This window comes from Flammeovirga yaeyamensis (genome assembly GCF_018736045.1).
In the GTDB taxonomy this organism is placed as follows: domain Bacteria; phylum Bacteroidota; class Bacteroidia; order Cytophagales; family Flammeovirgaceae; genus Flammeovirga; species Flammeovirga yaeyamensis.
This window is the reverse complement of the sequence record NZ_CP076132.1, coordinates 3,889,571-3,905,120: the sequence shown is the minus strand read 5'-3', so window position 1 is coordinate 3,905,120 and position 15,550 is coordinate 3,889,571. Positions and strand designations below refer to the sequence as shown.

The window sequence follows — 15,550 nt, the reverse complement described above, 5'->3', positions numbered from 1 at the left end:
TTCTACAGATTACAATATTGTAGGCGAGTCTAAAAAAATAGATATGTACCTAAATAAATGGATTAAGTTTAGATCTACAAAAATATTGTTTTTTTGTGACTATGGAGAATCTATAACGTTAAAATCAACGTTTTTTAAGATTTAATACTATTTGTAATACATTGGTTTCGAACTATTAAATTAAAAATAAGCATCACTTTTTTTCTTAATTGAAGTAAATCATTCGCATCTGTTTGTAGTTTAGGTTGTTAACCACAAAATAAACTGATAATTTTGCAGACTGAATAATTGTAGATGGTCTCATCAAGTTCTTAAAAAAAATAGAAACAAGAGAATACTTTCCTCACCAAAATTCAATTAATATACTATTCATTGACAGAGGTGATCAGAATTATAAGAAGTTGTTATAGATCAAATCTACTATTTGATTTAATTAGAAATATATCATTTAAAAGGTAATCAATTGAAAGCCAGAACGACAAAAGAGAATAAAGTCAATGTGATCACACTTGGATGTTCAAAAAATATTGTGGACTCTGAGGTAATCATGACACAGTTAAGAGGAAACGGAATTGATGTAGAACACGAAATGGATAACGATAAATTCAATATCGTACTCATCAATACTTGTGGATTTATTGGTCATGCTAAAGAAGAATCTTTAGAGACCATCTTAAGATATGCAGAGGCTAAAAAGGAAGGCTTGGTAGAGAAAGTATATGTTTCTGGTTGTTTATCAGAAAGATATAAAGAAGACCTAGTAAAAGAAATTCCAGAAGTTGATGCTTTCTTTGGAACAAGAGAAGTACCTAACCTTTTAAAAGCACTAAAAGCAGATTACAAAAAAGAACTTTTAGGCGAAAGATTATTAACTACAGATAAACACTTCGGTTACCTTAAAATTGCAGAAGGTTGTGACCGTCCTTGTTCATTCTGTGCTATTCCTTTAATGCGTGGTAAACACGTTTCTGTACCTATCGAAGAGTTGGTAAAACAAGCTGAAGATATGGTATCGAAAGGAGTAAAAGAAATTTTATTGATTGCACAAGACCTTACGTATTATGGTCTAGATATCTATAAAGGCAGAAAATTAGCTGATTTGCTTCGTGCTTTATCAGATGTTGAGGGCTTGGAATGGATTCGTCTACATTATGCGTATCCAACAGGTTTCCCAATGGATGTGATCGAAGTAATGAAGGAAAAAGATAATATTGCTAACTACTTGGATATTCCTCTTCAACATGGTTCAACGGAAATGTTGAAACGTATGAGACGTGGTACATCAAGAGAGAAGCAAGAGGAATTAATTAATGCTATCCGTGCTCAAATTCCAGATATCGCTATTAGAACAACTTTAATAACAGGTCACCCAGGTGAAACAGAAGAGGAGTTCGAAGAAATGCTTGACTTTGTTGAACGTATGAAATTCGAAAGAGTGGGTGTATTTGCTTACTCTCATGAAGAAGATACTCATGCAGGCGACAATATGGAAGATGATGTTCCTGAGGAAGTAAAACAAGAAAGACAAGAAGCTATTATGGAAGTTCAGGAAGAAATTTCTATGGAACTGAACCAAGCCAAAATAGGTAAAACTTTCAAAGTACTATTTGATAAAATCGAGGGTGGTTACTTTGTGGGTAGAACGGAATACGATTCGCCAGAAGTAGACAACGAAGTATTGGTTCCTGTTTCTGAAGAGAACCATATCCGATTGGGCGATTTTGCAAATGTTAAAATTACAGATGCAGAGCCTTTCGATCTTTATGGAGAAATCGTTGATTAAGACGACAAATCGCTATTAGACTTGTATATATACAAAGAAAATAGTACAATAGAATATTAATATGGAAAGACGTGAAAAAACGGGGTTTTGACCTCTATTTTACGTCTTTCCTCTTTTCTAATTGTTCGTATAAGATTTTTTAACACATCATCTATGAAAGCGATTCTATCGATCCTTTTTGTTTTTAGTAGTTTGTTTGCCTTAGCAAATGGTGGAGTCACGAGAATTTCTACCGTTAACAAACACAAGAATGCTGCTGAAGCTGCTTTCAAAGCGGAAGATTACAAAACAGCGATTAAGGAATTTACTATACTTTTAGATTCTCTAAATGAGAAAGACGATGCGGCTATGCTCGATTTAGCACATGCTTACTTTAAATCAAATGATTTGGAGAATGCAAAAACTAAATATGCGAATATCCAGAATGCGAAGGACAAAAAAATTGCCTCTATTGCAAATCAACAATTAGGAGTGATCATGTCTCAAGATCCTAAAGAGTTGGAAAAAGCGATTTCATTTACCAAATTGGCGATGAAACACGATCCGACAAACCTTCAAGCACGTTATAATTATGAGTTGTTATTAAAGAAAAAACAGCAACAAGACGAGCAAAATAAGGACAATAAGGATAATCAGGACAATAAGGATAAACAAGATCAGCAAGACAAGCAGGATCAACAGGATCAGCAGGACAAGCAGGATCAAGAAAATAAAGATAAAGAAGAGGAGAATAAGGAAGACAACAAAGAGGACGAGCAGAAGAAAGACGAAGGAGAAAATAAAGAACAAGAAGAACAAAAATCGGAAGAGCCTCAAGAGTCTGAAGAAGAGAAAGAGCAAAAAGAAAAAGAAAAAGAATTACAGGAATTCCAAGAAAGAATGCAAGAGATAAAAATGCCAAAGGAACAGGCACAAATGATTCTTGATGCATTGAAAAATAACGAAATTCAGTTCTTCCAACAGCAAAAGAAGAAGTCGAACAAAAGAACGGATTCTGATATGCAGGATTGGTAATCTAGAAATAAATTCTTGACAGAAGAACACATTTTAAGTATTCTATGTAAGAAAAAAAGAGAGTTAGTTTCATCACAATGAATGAAACTAACTCTCTTTTTTATTTATATAGTGACTAATATTTAGGATCAAACATATAGTCTTTTACAAATTTTCTGAGATTATGAGGTTTATGTCCTTTGGCAATCTTTAATTCAAACGCCGCATCTGCCACTCGAATAGCTATTTCTAAGGAGTGATTTCTAATTTCTGATAGCTTTGGATATAAAGCACCTGCGTTAATATCATCTTCTGTTACTTGTTCCGAAAGTGTTTTTGCAGCTTCTAGGAATAATTCATCAGGGATGTTTTTCGCGTTAGAAATAATAGCCCCTAAACCAATTCCAGGGAATACATAAGCATTATTTCCTTGTCCTGGTCGATATTCAGTACCTTTATAATTTACTGGAGCAAAAGGACTACCACTTGCGAATATTGCTTTTCCATTACTCCATTCGTAAGCTTGTTCTGCAGTACACTCTGCTTTTGATGTTGGATTAGAGAGGGCAAAAATCACAGGTCTTTCGTTGTATTTAGTCATTTTTTCGATAACCGTTTGTGTAAAAGTTCCTGCAACACCTGTAGCTCCAATGAGTATATGAGGTTGAATATCATCTATTGCTTCTTCGAAACTCATTTGAGGATGTAAGTGAGCATAAGGAAGGTTATGTTCCATTAAATCATCTCTACTTTCAACCACTAATCCGTTCACATCCACAAACCATAGTTGCGACTCCGCTTGCTTTTTGGTAAGTCCTTCTTTCATGTAAGCGGCCACCATTAGATCGGCAATACCTGTAGCTGCAGAACCTGCACCAAGGAACATTACTTTTAGGTCTTTAAATGCAACATTTGTAATTCTTGTGGAGGCATATACACCAGATAAAGCTACAGCAGCTGTACCTTGTATGTCATCGTTAAAACATAAGACTTTGTCCTTATATTTATTTAGTAGTGCATAGGCATTTGGGGTTAGAAAATCTTCGAACTGAATTAAAGCTTTAGGATATTTATCTTGAATTGCCATGACGAACTCATCGACTAACTCAAAATATTCTTCTCCTTTTATCCTGTTGAATGGATAACCCAAGTATAATATATCATCAAGTAGTTCTTGATTATTGGTACCTACATCCAGCATAACAGGTAAACATTCATATGGGTGAATGCCCGCACAAGCACAGTACAATTCTAACTTTCCGATGGGAATACCCATGCCGTTTGCACCTAAATCACCTAAACCTAAAATACGTTCACCATCAGTAACTACGATGACTTTTACATAATCCTCTGGCCAATTGTCAAGTATTTTTCTTATTTCACCTTTGTCTTCTGGAGTAATGTAAAAACCTCTTGTTCTTTTAAAGTTATTCGAGAATTCTTTACAAGCTTGACCAACTGTTGGAGTATATATGATAGGCATCACTTCCTCCACATATTCTGTCACCACTCTATAGAAGAGCCTTTCATTTCTATCGTGTAAAAGTGAGAGTAATAAATATTTTTCGATATCAGACGATTTGCGTTTTAAACCATCCATGATACGTTTTACTTGAACATCTTGAGTGACTGAAGAGTAGGGTAGTAAACCCCTCAAATTGAATAGCTCACGTTCTTGCCTACTGAATGCAACTGATTTATTATGTCTTGCATCACTTAAAATTTCGAAACCTTGACTTCTAGAATACATTATTAAGCTATTTTATTATTGAAGAGTGTAAATGATATAAATGAAATTATCTATGGAAGATGTTCTTCAGAGTGAGTTAATTTCATGATACTATAAAATCGATTTATGATGATATTCCAAAATTATTACCAAACATTATATTTTATAGAGACTACAAACAAAGCTATTATATAACAAAACCCGAGTTAAACTCAGGTTTTGAAGATACACCTCTTTTGAAGTGAATTTTAAATATTTAAATAAATCAGGTTTTTTGTTTCTTCTTTTTTGCGGCAGGGAATAATATGTTATTCAAAATCAATCGATATCCCGGAGAGTTGGGGTGTAGATTTAGATCGGTTGGTTCCTCCCCAACAAAGTGTCTGTAGTCTTCTGGATCATGTCCTCCAAAAAACGTCCATGTACCTTTTCCAAATGTACCATGAATGTATCTTGCCTCATCTACAGATTCACATTCTCCTAAGATGATCACATCGCTTTTGATAAGTCTTTTCTTAAAGGCAGTAGTTTGACCCATAAAACCCTTTACTTGTTTCTGATGATTTTGAGTTAGCATTGTGGGAACAGGATCCCATTTCGCGGAGAAAGTAAATAATTCAAAGAAATCGTTCTCTTCTCTTAATCCTCTTTCATAGGCTTGATTATCAATTTCAGAATACTCGTATTGATATGGATCTAGTTTTATTTTAAAGTCTTTAAATGCAAACGTTTTATCATAGTTTAAACGATCATGAACATTAGAATCAACACCATCGCCATCATACATGTAGTCACAGATATCTACATCTTGTGCAGCTAGTGCGATATCGTAGGTATCTGTTGCTGAACACATGGCAAATAAGAATCCACCTCCTAAACAAAAATCACTAATTTTTCTAACCACAGCCCCTTTCAACTCCGACACTTTCTCAAACCCATGCTTTTTAGCCGATGCTTCGAACTGATTTTGTGCCTCGATGTACCACGCTTCTCGACCATATGTAGCATAAAACTTACCATATTGCCCGGTGAAATCTTCGTGATGTAAATGAAGCCAATCGTATTTAGGTAATAAATCGGCCATTACTTCATCATCGAAAATGACATCATATGGAATTTCTGCGTAGGTAAGTACTAAAGTTACGGCATCATCCCAAGGTTGCTTAGACGGTGGTGAATAAACTGCAATTTTTGGAACAGCATCCAAACGCATTAAATCCATGTTCGATTCAGGGTGTGCTATTTCTTCTTTTATTTGTAAAGCTTGAGCATCGGAGATGACTTCATAACTAACACCTCTAATCACCAATTCTTGTTCAAAAGAAGGTTGATTTTTAAACATAAAGCTTCCACCTCTGTAATTGAGTAGCCATTCTGCCTCAACTTCTTGGCCAAGTACCCAAAAAGTGACACCATAAGCTTTTAGGTGATTCGTTTGTTGTTCGTCCATAGGAACCAACAAATGACTTCCTAAGCAAGGCGCAATGGAAGTTATAAGTAGAAAATAGATAGAGATAATGGTCTTCATTTATTGTGCGTGTGGGTTAATTTTGTTAATTGGGTCGATCTAACGAAAGGTGCTTAAAAAACACGTTCGTTTTAATATTTTAAACTATCTTTAAGATACAATTGTTTTTTTAATGTTATTCTATCGAAAACCCTTAGAATTCTTCAATTTATTACGATGTAATTTATTTTTCATTTATGGAGAAAATTAAAATTACATATAGGATTATTTGAAGAAATATTTTTCATAAACAATGCAATTTTTAACATACTTCTTCGAAGCTTACTCTTCAGTCAAAGCCAACAAATTAAGAACGATCTTAACGGCAGCAATGATTACTATCGGTATCACCTCGTTAGTAGGGATTATGACAGCTATTGATGCTGTAAGTGAGTCAATTAACTCTGGTATGTCTGATCTAGGAGTAAATAATTTTGATGTAACTGATCTTACAAGAAGACGAGGTGCTTTTGGTAAGAAATTAGCGAAGAAAAACGTCATTTCTTATCAAGAAATGAAAAAATTCAAACAGTTATTACCTGTAGAAGGCAAAGTAAGTTTAGAGGTGACAGTTGGACAATCCTTAGAAATCAAAAGATTGTCCAAAAAGACAACACCAAATTATAATGTGACAGGTATTGATGATATGTACCTAAAAAATAACGGGTACAAAATGAAAGATGGTAGATCTTTCACTTCGGTAGAACTATTACAAGGACAAAATGTAGCCATCATTACCAAAGAAGTTTTTGATAACCTATTTGAAAAAAATGAAGATCCCATCAATAAAACCATCGGTTTTAAAGGCAAGAAATACCTAGTTATAGGAGTGGTAGAGGAAAAAGGTGGTATTGGTGGAGGTAGTGCCGATAGAAAAGTATTTATCCCTTTAAATAATGCCAACAAATTTGCGACAGGTCAGACTCTCTATTATAAAGCAGTAGTAAGTACCACAGACCCTCGAGGGGTGGATTATGCGATATCAGAAGCTCGAGGTATTTTGAGGGTGATTAGAAAAGACCAATTAGGTAAACCTGATTCTTTTGAAATAACAAAAAGAGACTCTTTGAGTGCAGAATTTGATGCCATGACAACCAACTTAAGATGGGGTGGTTTAGTGATAGCCATTGTTACCTTATTAGGTGCATCAATTGGCTTGATGAATATTATGATGGTATCTGTAACAGAAAGAACTAGGGAAATTGGTATTAGAAAATCATTAGGAGCAACAACCAATGCTATTCGTCAGCAATTCCTTATTGAAGCGATATTTATCTGTCTTTTAGGTGGATTTTTAGGTGTATTTATTGGTGCGTTAATAGGAAATGTACTGTCCTCATTTATGGGGTCAGAAAGTTTTATTTTCCCATGGATTTGGTTATTTATTTCCATTATTGTCTGTGTGTTTGTTGGTGTAACTTCTGGATTTTACCCTGCTAACAAAGCCTCTAAACTTGACCCAATTGAATCATTAAGATTTGAATAAAATATAAAACCTCATCAACTACAGAATAGATGATGAGGTTGGGAAAGAATCAATGATAGTCTAGTATCATTATGTCTTTTGTACAATGAGATTTAATCTGTAAGCTGATTTTTTTATAGTACTAAGAAGTAGGTACTATTTGATTTAAAGGAAGTAAAAGGTAATAGTAAGTTAAACATTATAACAGGTGATATTTTAAAAGTTTCTGTGGTTATTCTTATTAGTTTTTCGTTTTGCTGCATCGAAATTAGATACTTTTTTTAATGGTTCAAATATTTCAATAAGAGGTTTTTTTGATCTTTAATCATATTAACACAGTGTGAATTAGCTACATTAGTACGATGCAAATTTCTGTTTGAATATTCCTAAAAATGGATAAAGTATTTTGTAAGACAACAATTAATGTGGGATATGTTAAGCTGAAAATTATTAGATGACTTATTTTATTTGCTTTCTCTTTCACTACTTTTTAAACAGTTTGATATTGGAAAGAATATCATGATATGATTTCAAAAACTTTATTTTTTTCCTTAATTTGTGTTCAACTACTACTTACATATCTTTTGAACTAAGCTAATCCCTGTAGTTTATTCAAAAACTCTTTCATGAATCACCAAAAGTGAATCGTGTTTTTCTATGAATTAATTTTCACTAACAATAAAATTTAGAAATGAGTTTTAAGAATACAACAACGGGAAACTTCCTTCCTTATTTATTAATTACCTTTTTATTTTCTGCCTGTGGCTTATCAAGTACACAAGTAGCTAATGATAAGGACGAGATTGAATCTAAGATTAATGCAATAGTAGATCAGATGACCTTGGAAGAAAAAGTAGGTCAATTGGCACTAAGAGGAGGCAGTAGTAGAGACAAAGATGGTTTGTCTAAAGAACTTATTCAGCAAGTTCGAAACGGAGAAATTGGTGCTTTTCTTAACATTGAGGATACAGCCGATATCCGTACCCTTCAAAAAGCAGCCGTAGAAGAAAGCAAACACGGTATTCCATTAATTTTTGCGAGAGATGTAATTCATGGGTTCAAAACCCTTTTTCCTATTCCCTTAGGTCAAGCAGCTAGCTGGAATCCAGAGGTGGCTAAAGAAGGTAGCCGAGTAGCTGCTTTAGAAGCTAGTGCAATGGGTATTCGATGGACTTTTGCTCCTATGTTGGATATTAGTCAAGATTCACGTTGGGGACGAATTGCAGAATCTCCTGGTGAAGATCCTTACTTGGGCCAAGTAATGAGTGCTGCCTATATTAATGGATTCCAAGGTGATGATTTGTCTGACCCCACAAAAATGGCTGCTTGTGCTAAACACTATTTAGGTTATGGTGCTGCAATAGGTGGTAGAGATTACAATACTGCTATTATTAGTAATGAGCAAATGTACAATACCTATTTACCACCCTTCAAAACGGCTGTAGAAAATAATGCTGCAACGTTTATGTCGTCATTTAACGAAATCAATGGTGTGCCTGCTTCAGGAAATAAGAAAATTCTTACCGATATATTAAGGGGAGAATATCAATTTGATGGGTTCGTTGTTTCTGATTGGAATTCGATTACCGAGATGATTCCTCATGGTTTCGCTGAAAATGAAAAAGAAGCTGCTAAATTATCAGCGAATGCGGGATTGGATATGGAGATGACTTCTGAAGCTTATGATAAACATTTCATCGAATTAATTAAAGAAGGTAAAGTGGCAGAAAGTCAACTTGATTTTTATGTGAAGAATATCCTTCGAATCAAATTCCGATTGGGACTTTTTGATCAACCTTACATTCCTAATGATCACCCAGGGAAAAAAATGTATGCTGAAGAAAATCTTCAATTGGCAAAAAATGCGGCTATAGAAAGTTCTGTTTTATTGAAGAATGAAGGTATTTTACCTTTAAAAGCGAATAAAAAGATATTGTTGACAGGTCCGCTTGCAGATAAAGGGAAAGAGCAACTAGGAACTTGGGCATTTGATGGTGAAGAAGAACCAAGTGTTACGCCAAGAGAAGCGATGGAGAGTGCTGTTTTTGAAGAGGGCTTAACCCATAGTAGAGATAAGAGTAACAAGCAATTTAATAAAGTTGTTGCTGCAGCAAAGAAGTCGGATGTGATTGTATTTGTAGGTGGAGAGGAAGCAATTCTATCTGGAGAAGCACATTCGAGAGCGAACATCAAATTGCCAGGAGCACAAGAGGAATTACTGCAAAAATTATTGAAGCTAAATAAACCGGTCGTTATGGTGATCATGGCAGGTAGACCTATCAATATCACTGAATATGTTGATCAATTAGATGCTGTTTTAATGATGTGGCACCCTGGAACAATGGGCGGTCCTGCTTTAGAAGAAATCCTTTATGGTAAAGCGGAACCATCTGGAAGATTACCTGTGAGTTGGCCAAAAGCAGCGGGTCAGTTGCCTTATTTCTATAATCATAAGAATACTGGTCGTCCGGCTGATCCTGAAAAATTTGTAGGAATTGATGATATCCCTGTTGGGGCGTGGCAAAGTAGTTTAGGGAATGAATCACACTATTTAGATGTAGGATACACTCCATTATATCCTTTCGGTTATGGTTTATCTTACAGCGAAGTGAAATATGATAAATACTCAACATCAATGGCATCATTGCAGGAAAATCAGACACTTACTGTTCAGATAAGGGTGACAAATATTGGAGTTCGTGAAACCACAGAAGTAGTACAATTGTATATCAGAGATCGTTTTGGAAGAATTACTCGACCGGTAAGACAGTTGAAACGTTTTGAGAAAGTGACATTGGCTCCTAAGGAGAGTAAAATGATTCAATTTGAATTAGCTTATGATGATTTTAAATACTACGATAACGAAGGAGTATTTGATGTTGAAGAGGGAGAAATTGATATTTTTGTGGGATCGAATTCTACAACAAAAAATCAAATGACTATTCGAATAGGCAAACAAGCCATGTAAAACAATTAAAAGGTCCTTATCATTTGATTTACATTGATAAGGACTTTTTTCAACGACTAATTTTTAAATCAGTTATATGAAACAATTCAACCTAATTTTATCTTTCAGAATCCTAAATGTATTACTTATCTTATTCTCATTTCAACTTAAAGCACAGGTGAGTAGTCATGGATTATTACAAGTTGAAGGAAATAAAATTATCAATCAGAATGGTGAAAATATCAGTTTTGCCGGAGCCAGTTTATTTTGGTCGAATAATGGTTGGGGAGGAGCAAAATATTACACTAAAGAAGTTGTCAGTTGGTTAAATAAAGATTGGGATGCTAGAATTATTCGGGCAGCAATGGGAATAGAAGATAAAGGTGGGTATTTTACAGATGAAAAAAGTAATAAAGAAAGAGTCGAGTTGATCATTAATGCAGCAGTCGAGAATGATATGTATGTGATTATTGATTGGCATTCTCATCATGCACACGAGACGGATTGGGATAAAGCGGCTTCTTTTTTCGAAGAGATGGCGAAGAAATACGGACATTTACCCAATGTGTTGTATGAGATCTATAATGAACCACTTCAAGTTTCGTGGAGTAAAGATATTAAGCCCTATGCGGAATCTATTATTTCTGCTATACGCAAACACGATCCTGATAATATCATAATTGTGGGTACACCAACTTGGTCTCAAGATGTGGATGATGCAGCAAAGGATCCTATTGATCAATCGAACATTGCCTACACTTTACATTTTTATGCGGGCAGTCATGGTCAAAAATTAAGAAACAAAGCTGATGAGGCTTTAAAGAAAGGAATTGCATTGTTTGTCACAGAGTGGGGAGCTGTAAATGCAAATGGAGATGGCAAAGTAGATTACGAAGAGACAAATGCATGGATAAAGTGGATGAAACAAAATAATATCTCCCATTGCAATTGGTCTATTAATGATAAAGCGGAGGGTGCATCGGCATTATTACCGGGAGCATCAAATAAAGGAGGATGGAAGGAATTAACTCCTTCAGGTACTTTTGTCAGAAAGATAATGTTGGAATACAATACAATAGAGAAGTAACAAAAAAAAGTCATTCACACTTTTATATGTGAATGACTTTTTGATTTATCTAAAGGGTCAGATTAATTCGCTCGATTTTCCAAAGCCAAATCTAATTCCACTTCTTTTTCTTTTTCAAAACGACTGTAATCAATTCTTACAGGCTTATTGTTATCGTTTAATGCCACGAAAATGAAGACGCTTTCCATCACTTTTTCACGAGTATCAGCGTACATGTCTTCAGCATAAATTTCCAGTATAACTCTTAGTTTAATAGGATCTGCCTTTTCAACTTTTCCTACTACTTCAACAATTGTATCTGGAGTTACAGCTTTCAGAAACTTTACATCTTCTGTTTTAAGCGTAAACATTTTTTGTCTAGTAAATCGTGTAGCAGTAATATAAGCCACTTCGTCCATCCACTTCATCGCTTCTCCACCAAATAAAGTGTTGTTTGCGTTTAGCGTATTTGGAAATATGGCCTTAAATTGTCTAGTGATTGTTTTCCTTATTCTTTCTTCCATAACTGATAATAAATAGGTTCGCAATTTACTAGGGTTGTCTATCAGTTGATAATTTGAATGGAGAAAAATATAATATATTTACGATTTCTGAAGTATGCAAAAACAAACTATTAAATTATAAAATTAAACTATGCAAGAACTATTACATTCATTTTGGCAGAAAAAGCTATCATTTGATGTTAAAACAGGTTGCATACTTATTGGTATTTTCTGTTTTCCAAGATTCCTTTTGGTATTACACGCTAATCAAACTTCAAGCTATCAATTTATTGGTTTAGTGATGACTATCTACGCGATCACTCCATTTTTATTTTTAAATAAAGCTGGAAGGAAACATATTGGTCTACAACTTCCTCAAAATTATAATTGGTTGATGCTGGCTTTAATAATTGGTGTTTCATTTAGTCTTTTATTGTATGTTGTTGGTATTTTACTTTATAGTGATAGCTACCAAAATTGGTATGTCTACATAGGTAAGTCGTATAATATTCAAGAGGGGATGCCTGCAGATCAGAAGCTTATTATGTTTTTTATAATGGCAATAACGGGAATGATATTTAGTCCTATTGGAGAAGAGTTTTTATTTAGAGGGTTGATACACGAGAGTTTTGCGGCTTCATTAGGAGATCAAAAAGCATCTATGATTGATAGCCTTGCCTTTGCGATTACCCATATTTCTCACTTTGGTCTAGTGTTTATCAATAATCAATGGGATTTTTATTTACTCCCTTGCTTACTTTGGGTAGCAGGAATGTACGTTGTTAGCCGTTTATTTTTCTATTATAAAATGAAGATCCAATCTATTTGGGGAGCAGTGTTATGTCATTCCGGTTTTAATTTAGGCATGACTTATTGCATCTTTTATTTGTTATAAAAGAGTGAACATCAATAATATGTGTGTTTTTGGATTTAATACTAAATATTAAAGAACAAATGAAATATGGATTTTTGTCTCAGAACACTTTGAATTGAAAATCAATTTATGATAATGCCCGTTTTCACTTTTTGTATAGGCACGTACATTTAGGTTTACCTTTTCGATGAAAAAATCTACTGATAGTGGTTGATATTTTTCATCTAAAAAAAGGTCATTAAGATGGACATTGTCATCTTCTTTGTATTGAAATAAAGATTTAAATTTTTCACTTCCATCAATAAGTTGATGACTTTTTAAATCGAAAATAGCAAAGGTTAAATCTACTCTTTGATCATTTTTGTAGATAAGGTTAGGTCTTATAAATTTTTTAGTAATCGAATTCACCATTTTTTGAATAGCTGTTGATAATACTTGAGTTACAAATTGAGATGCATCAATCAATATAACATTGCAGGAGTTATTTTCTTAGTGAAATTGTATTCTTACTATAATAAGAAAAGAACTTCTTGAAATTGTATAAAAACATTTGATTCAATAGGTTTCGTTTTTTATCCTTAACCAAGAATTATACTATTGACAAAACTGCTTAATTACTTCATTGTATTCTTCTGGCAATTCATAATAAGGAGAATGTGCTGTTCCCTGAAATACTTTAAACTTCGATGCAGTAATCAACTGATGTAATTTCTCAATTTGCTGAGGAGGGAAAGTTATGTCTTCTGAACCTGTAATAAAAAGCATGGGTACTTTTTTATTCAATTCGTTTACCTGATCTACCGTAAAGAATGTTTCTCGAATTAAGTTCCTCATATTGGCAGGTGGTTTAGGACACATTGTACCAATTTGTAGATATAGAAAAGCGATTTCAGGCTTTCGTTCATAGAAAGTATCAGCTAATCCGAAATGTTTTCCTAAAGGAAGGGAAGTCACAGGAGGTCTAGGGGCTGGGATATCATAAAAGTGTTTGATATCCTCTTGATATATACCCGCAAGGGAGTTACTAAAAACAATACTAAGTGTTCTATCAGGGTAATTCATTCCAAAATCAAGCATACACCAACCTCCCATAGATTGCCCTACTAAATGTGCTTTTGCAACTCCAAGGTGGTCTAAAATAGCTTTCATATCTTCTGCAGCTGCATGGGGTGAATGCATTTCATTATGATTACTTGAATTACCAAAGCCTCTTTGATCGAAGGTGATAACTCTATATGATTTAGCCAATTCGGGTACTTGTTGGAAAAAGATAGCATGACTACCACCGAGTCCATGACCAAAGACTATAGCTTCTCCTTCTCCGGTACTTTCGTAAAATATTCTTTCTCCTTCTCTTTCAATATAGCCTTGGCCAGTCTTTTTGGGTCGTTGAGCAAATACATCTTCCATTTAAAGTCAATATTTAGTGTTGATGGTCATTATTTAAGCTGTTTCTACAATTTAATCATTTAACATTATTAAAGAAAATCAAATATTATAAAGCTGATAATGTGAAAAATACCAAAAATACACTATTTTAGGAGCTAGGAAAAATAGAATTATACCCAATAAATTAAATAAAAAGCCCATTGCATGAATTATCATGAAAATTAAATATGAATTTACTTACTTTCTATTCACTATTTCTCTAGCATTTACATCCTGTCAATATGAACCTGAAGTTCCTCCATCCTACGTAGTATCTGATGGAACCACTTTGGAAACGTATACTAAGGTAAAACTAGATGGAGATCAGTTTAATAGAACGACTACTTTCTTCACTTCGATCGATTTAAATGACTCAACACCTATTAGTCAAGTTACTTCTGTAACTGTTGTAGTACATGGTTTAGGCTACGATTATCAGAATCAGTTTCAAAGCATGTTCAATTCTGTGTATGATGTTGGGGCAATTAGTAGAACATTGGTCGTGGCTCCTTTTTTCAGTAACAATTCTGCTGATAACAACATTAAGTGGACAGGAGCTGTTTGGCGTATCGGTCAGAATTCTGATGACGGTCAAAGTTCCTTTTTGTTGTATGAGCAATTCTTAAAAGAGTATGTTCTTGATGGAAAATTTCCCAACCTCAAAACCGTTTTATTATCAGGACATTCAGCAGGAGGACAGTTTTCTCAACGTTATGCCGCTTTGAACAATTTAGAAGAACAGTATGCCGATATCACCTTTAAGTATATGGTCAGTAACCCTTCTTCTTATTTGTACATCAACAATCAGCGTTATTCTGATGCTGATGAGGGATTCATCACTCCAGTTGCATCAGATTGTCCGGAATATAACAATTACCATTACGGGTTATCAAACATTCAATCGTTTACAGATTATCGTTCTGATTTAGATTCGACAGAGATCGTCAATAACGACATCAAACGATTAGTGACGTATGCTACCGGTACGGAGGATTTGGATAACTCGGATGAAAGTTGTTCGGCCAATTGGCAGGGGGGAGGATCATCCATTACGAATACATCAGAAAATAGCCGACATAAAAGGGCTTTGTATATGCAAAGATTTTATGATGATCAATACCCAGGAAATAATCACAACTTATTCGAAGTGAAAGGAATAGACCATAATGCTGCTGGCATTTATAGGTCTGTGGAATTTATGAATTGGCTTTCGAATAATATTTAAATAATACTTCACTCTTCAATAAATAAATAA

Annotated in this window: 12 protein-coding genes; 7 read left to right on the top strand and 5 right to left on the bottom strand. The window is 34.3% G+C overall.

Annotation, left to right across the window (positions count from 1 at the left end):
• The first annotated feature begins 463 nt into the window (after nucleotides 1-463).
• The gene (rimO, locus tag KMW28_RS15375; RefSeq protein WP_169662613.1) at nucleotides 464-1,783 is read left to right on the top strand and encodes a 30S ribosomal protein S12 methylthiotransferase RimO; all 1,320 of its coding nucleotides are present in this window, start codon (nucleotides 464-466) and stop codon (nucleotides 1,781-1,783) included.
• A gap of 153 nt (nucleotides 1,784-1,936) precedes the next feature.
• Nucleotides 1,937-2,797: an outer membrane protein assembly factor BamD gene (locus KMW28_RS15370; protein ID WP_169662612.1), complete on the top strand. Its 861-nt coding sequence runs from the start codon at nucleotides 1,937-1,939 to the stop codon at nucleotides 2,795-2,797.
• 115 nt (nucleotides 2,798-2,912) lie between these two features.
• Here the strand turns inward: KMW28_RS15370 and KMW28_RS15365 are convergent, their stop codons facing one another.
• On the bottom strand, nucleotides 2,913-4,526 hold the full coding sequence (locus KMW28_RS15365; protein WP_169662611.1) for an NAD-dependent malic enzyme: 1,614 nt from the start codon (nucleotides 4,524-4,526) through the stop codon (nucleotides 2,913-2,915).
• 244 nt (nucleotides 4,527-4,770) lie between these two features.
• Nucleotides 4,771-6,033, bottom strand: coding sequence for an asparagine synthetase B (locus KMW28_RS15360; protein ID WP_169662610.1), 1,263 nt, complete (start codon nucleotides 6,031-6,033; stop codon nucleotides 4,771-4,773).
• Between the two features lie 232 nt (nucleotides 6,034-6,265).
• Between KMW28_RS15360 and KMW28_RS15355 the strand changes: the two genes are divergently transcribed.
• The 3 genes from KMW28_RS15355 to KMW28_RS15345 all read left to right on the top strand — a co-directional run bounded on the left by KMW28_RS15355 (nucleotide 6,266) and on the right by KMW28_RS15345 (nucleotide 11,511).
• On the top strand, nucleotides 6,266-7,498 hold the full coding sequence (locus KMW28_RS15355; protein WP_169662609.1) for an ABC transporter permease: 1,233 nt from the start codon (nucleotides 6,266-6,268) through the stop codon (nucleotides 7,496-7,498).
• 670 nt (nucleotides 7,499-8,168) lie between these two features.
• Nucleotides 8,169-10,445: a glycoside hydrolase family 3 N-terminal domain-containing protein gene (locus KMW28_RS15350; protein WP_205958123.1), complete on the top strand. Its 2,277-nt coding sequence runs from the start codon at nucleotides 8,169-8,171 to the stop codon at nucleotides 10,443-10,445.
• Nucleotides 10,446-10,521: 76 nt separating this feature from the next.
• Complete coding sequence (locus KMW28_RS15345; RefSeq protein WP_169662608.1) at nucleotides 10,522-11,511, top strand: glycoside hydrolase family 5 protein; 990 nt, start codon at nucleotides 10,522-10,524, stop codon at nucleotides 11,509-11,511.
• A 62-nt stretch (nucleotides 11,512-11,573) separates the two neighbouring features.
• Here the strand turns inward: KMW28_RS15345 and KMW28_RS15340 are convergent, their stop codons facing one another.
• Nucleotides 11,574-12,014 carry an acyl-CoA thioesterase gene (locus KMW28_RS15340; protein ID WP_066205031.1) on the bottom strand — a complete coding sequence of 147 codons (441 nt, stop codon included), beginning with the start codon at nucleotides 12,012-12,014 and terminating at the stop codon, nucleotides 11,574-11,576.
• Nucleotides 12,015-12,144: 130 nt separating this feature from the next.
• Between KMW28_RS15340 and KMW28_RS15335 the strand changes: the two genes are divergently transcribed.
• Nucleotides 12,145-12,888, top strand: a complete 744-nt coding sequence (locus tag KMW28_RS15335; RefSeq protein ID WP_169662607.1) for a CPBP family intramembrane glutamic endopeptidase — start codon at nucleotides 12,145-12,147, stop codon at nucleotides 12,886-12,888.
• A gap of 48 nt (nucleotides 12,889-12,936) precedes the next feature.
• Here the strand turns inward: KMW28_RS15335 and KMW28_RS15330 are convergent, their stop codons facing one another.
• Nucleotides 12,937-13,278 (bottom strand): hypothetical protein, encoded by a 342-nt coding sequence (locus KMW28_RS15330; RefSeq protein ID WP_169662606.1) that lies wholly within the window; start codon nucleotides 13,276-13,278, stop codon nucleotides 12,937-12,939.
• 183 nt (nucleotides 13,279-13,461) lie between these two features.
• Nucleotides 13,462-14,277 (bottom strand): alpha/beta fold hydrolase, encoded by an 816-nt coding sequence (locus tag KMW28_RS15325; RefSeq protein WP_169662605.1) that lies wholly within the window; start codon nucleotides 14,275-14,277, stop codon nucleotides 13,462-13,464.
• Nucleotides 14,278-14,470: 193 nt separating this feature from the next.
• Between KMW28_RS15325 and KMW28_RS15320 the strand changes: the two genes are divergently transcribed.
• Nucleotides 14,471-15,520: a hypothetical protein gene (locus tag KMW28_RS15320; RefSeq protein WP_169662604.1), complete on the top strand. Its 1,050-nt coding sequence runs from the start codon at nucleotides 14,471-14,473 to the stop codon at nucleotides 15,518-15,520.
• The last annotated feature ends 30 nt before the right edge of the window (nucleotides 15,521-15,550 follow it).

Coding starts and splice junctions, on each gene's coding strand:
- KMW28_RS15370 (WP_169662612.1), top strand. CDS start 1,937: ATGAAAGCGATTCTATCGATCCTTTTTGTTTTTAGTAGTTTGTTTGCC.
- KMW28_RS15365 (WP_169662611.1), bottom strand. CDS start 4,526: ATGTATTCTAGAAGTCAAGGTTTCGAAATTTTAAGTGATGCAAGACAT.
- KMW28_RS15360 (WP_169662610.1), bottom strand. CDS start 6,033: ATGAAGACCATTATCTCTATCTATTTTCTACTTATAACTTCCATTGCG.
- KMW28_RS15355 (WP_169662609.1), top strand. CDS start 6,266: ATGCAATTTTTAACATACTTCTTCGAAGCTTACTCTTCAGTCAAAGCC.
- KMW28_RS15350 (WP_205958123.1), top strand. CDS start 8,169: ATGAGTTTTAAGAATACAACAACGGGAAACTTCCTTCCTTATTTATTA.
- KMW28_RS15345 (WP_169662608.1), top strand. CDS start 10,522: ATGAAACAATTCAACCTAATTTTATCTTTCAGAATCCTAAATGTATTA.
- KMW28_RS15340 (WP_066205031.1), bottom strand. CDS start 12,014: ATGGAAGAAAGAATAAGGAAAACAATCACTAGACAATTTAAGGCCATA.
- KMW28_RS15335 (WP_169662607.1), top strand. CDS start 12,145: ATGCAAGAACTATTACATTCATTTTGGCAGAAAAAGCTATCATTTGAT.
- KMW28_RS15330 (WP_169662606.1), bottom strand. CDS start 13,278: ATGGTGAATTCGATTACTAAAAAATTTATAAGACCTAACCTTATCTAC.
- KMW28_RS15325 (WP_169662605.1), bottom strand. CDS start 14,277: ATGGAAGATGTATTTGCTCAACGACCCAAAAAGACTGGCCAAGGCTAT.
- KMW28_RS15320 (WP_169662604.1), top strand. CDS start 14,471: ATGAAAATTAAATATGAATTTACTTACTTTCTATTCACTATTTCTCTA.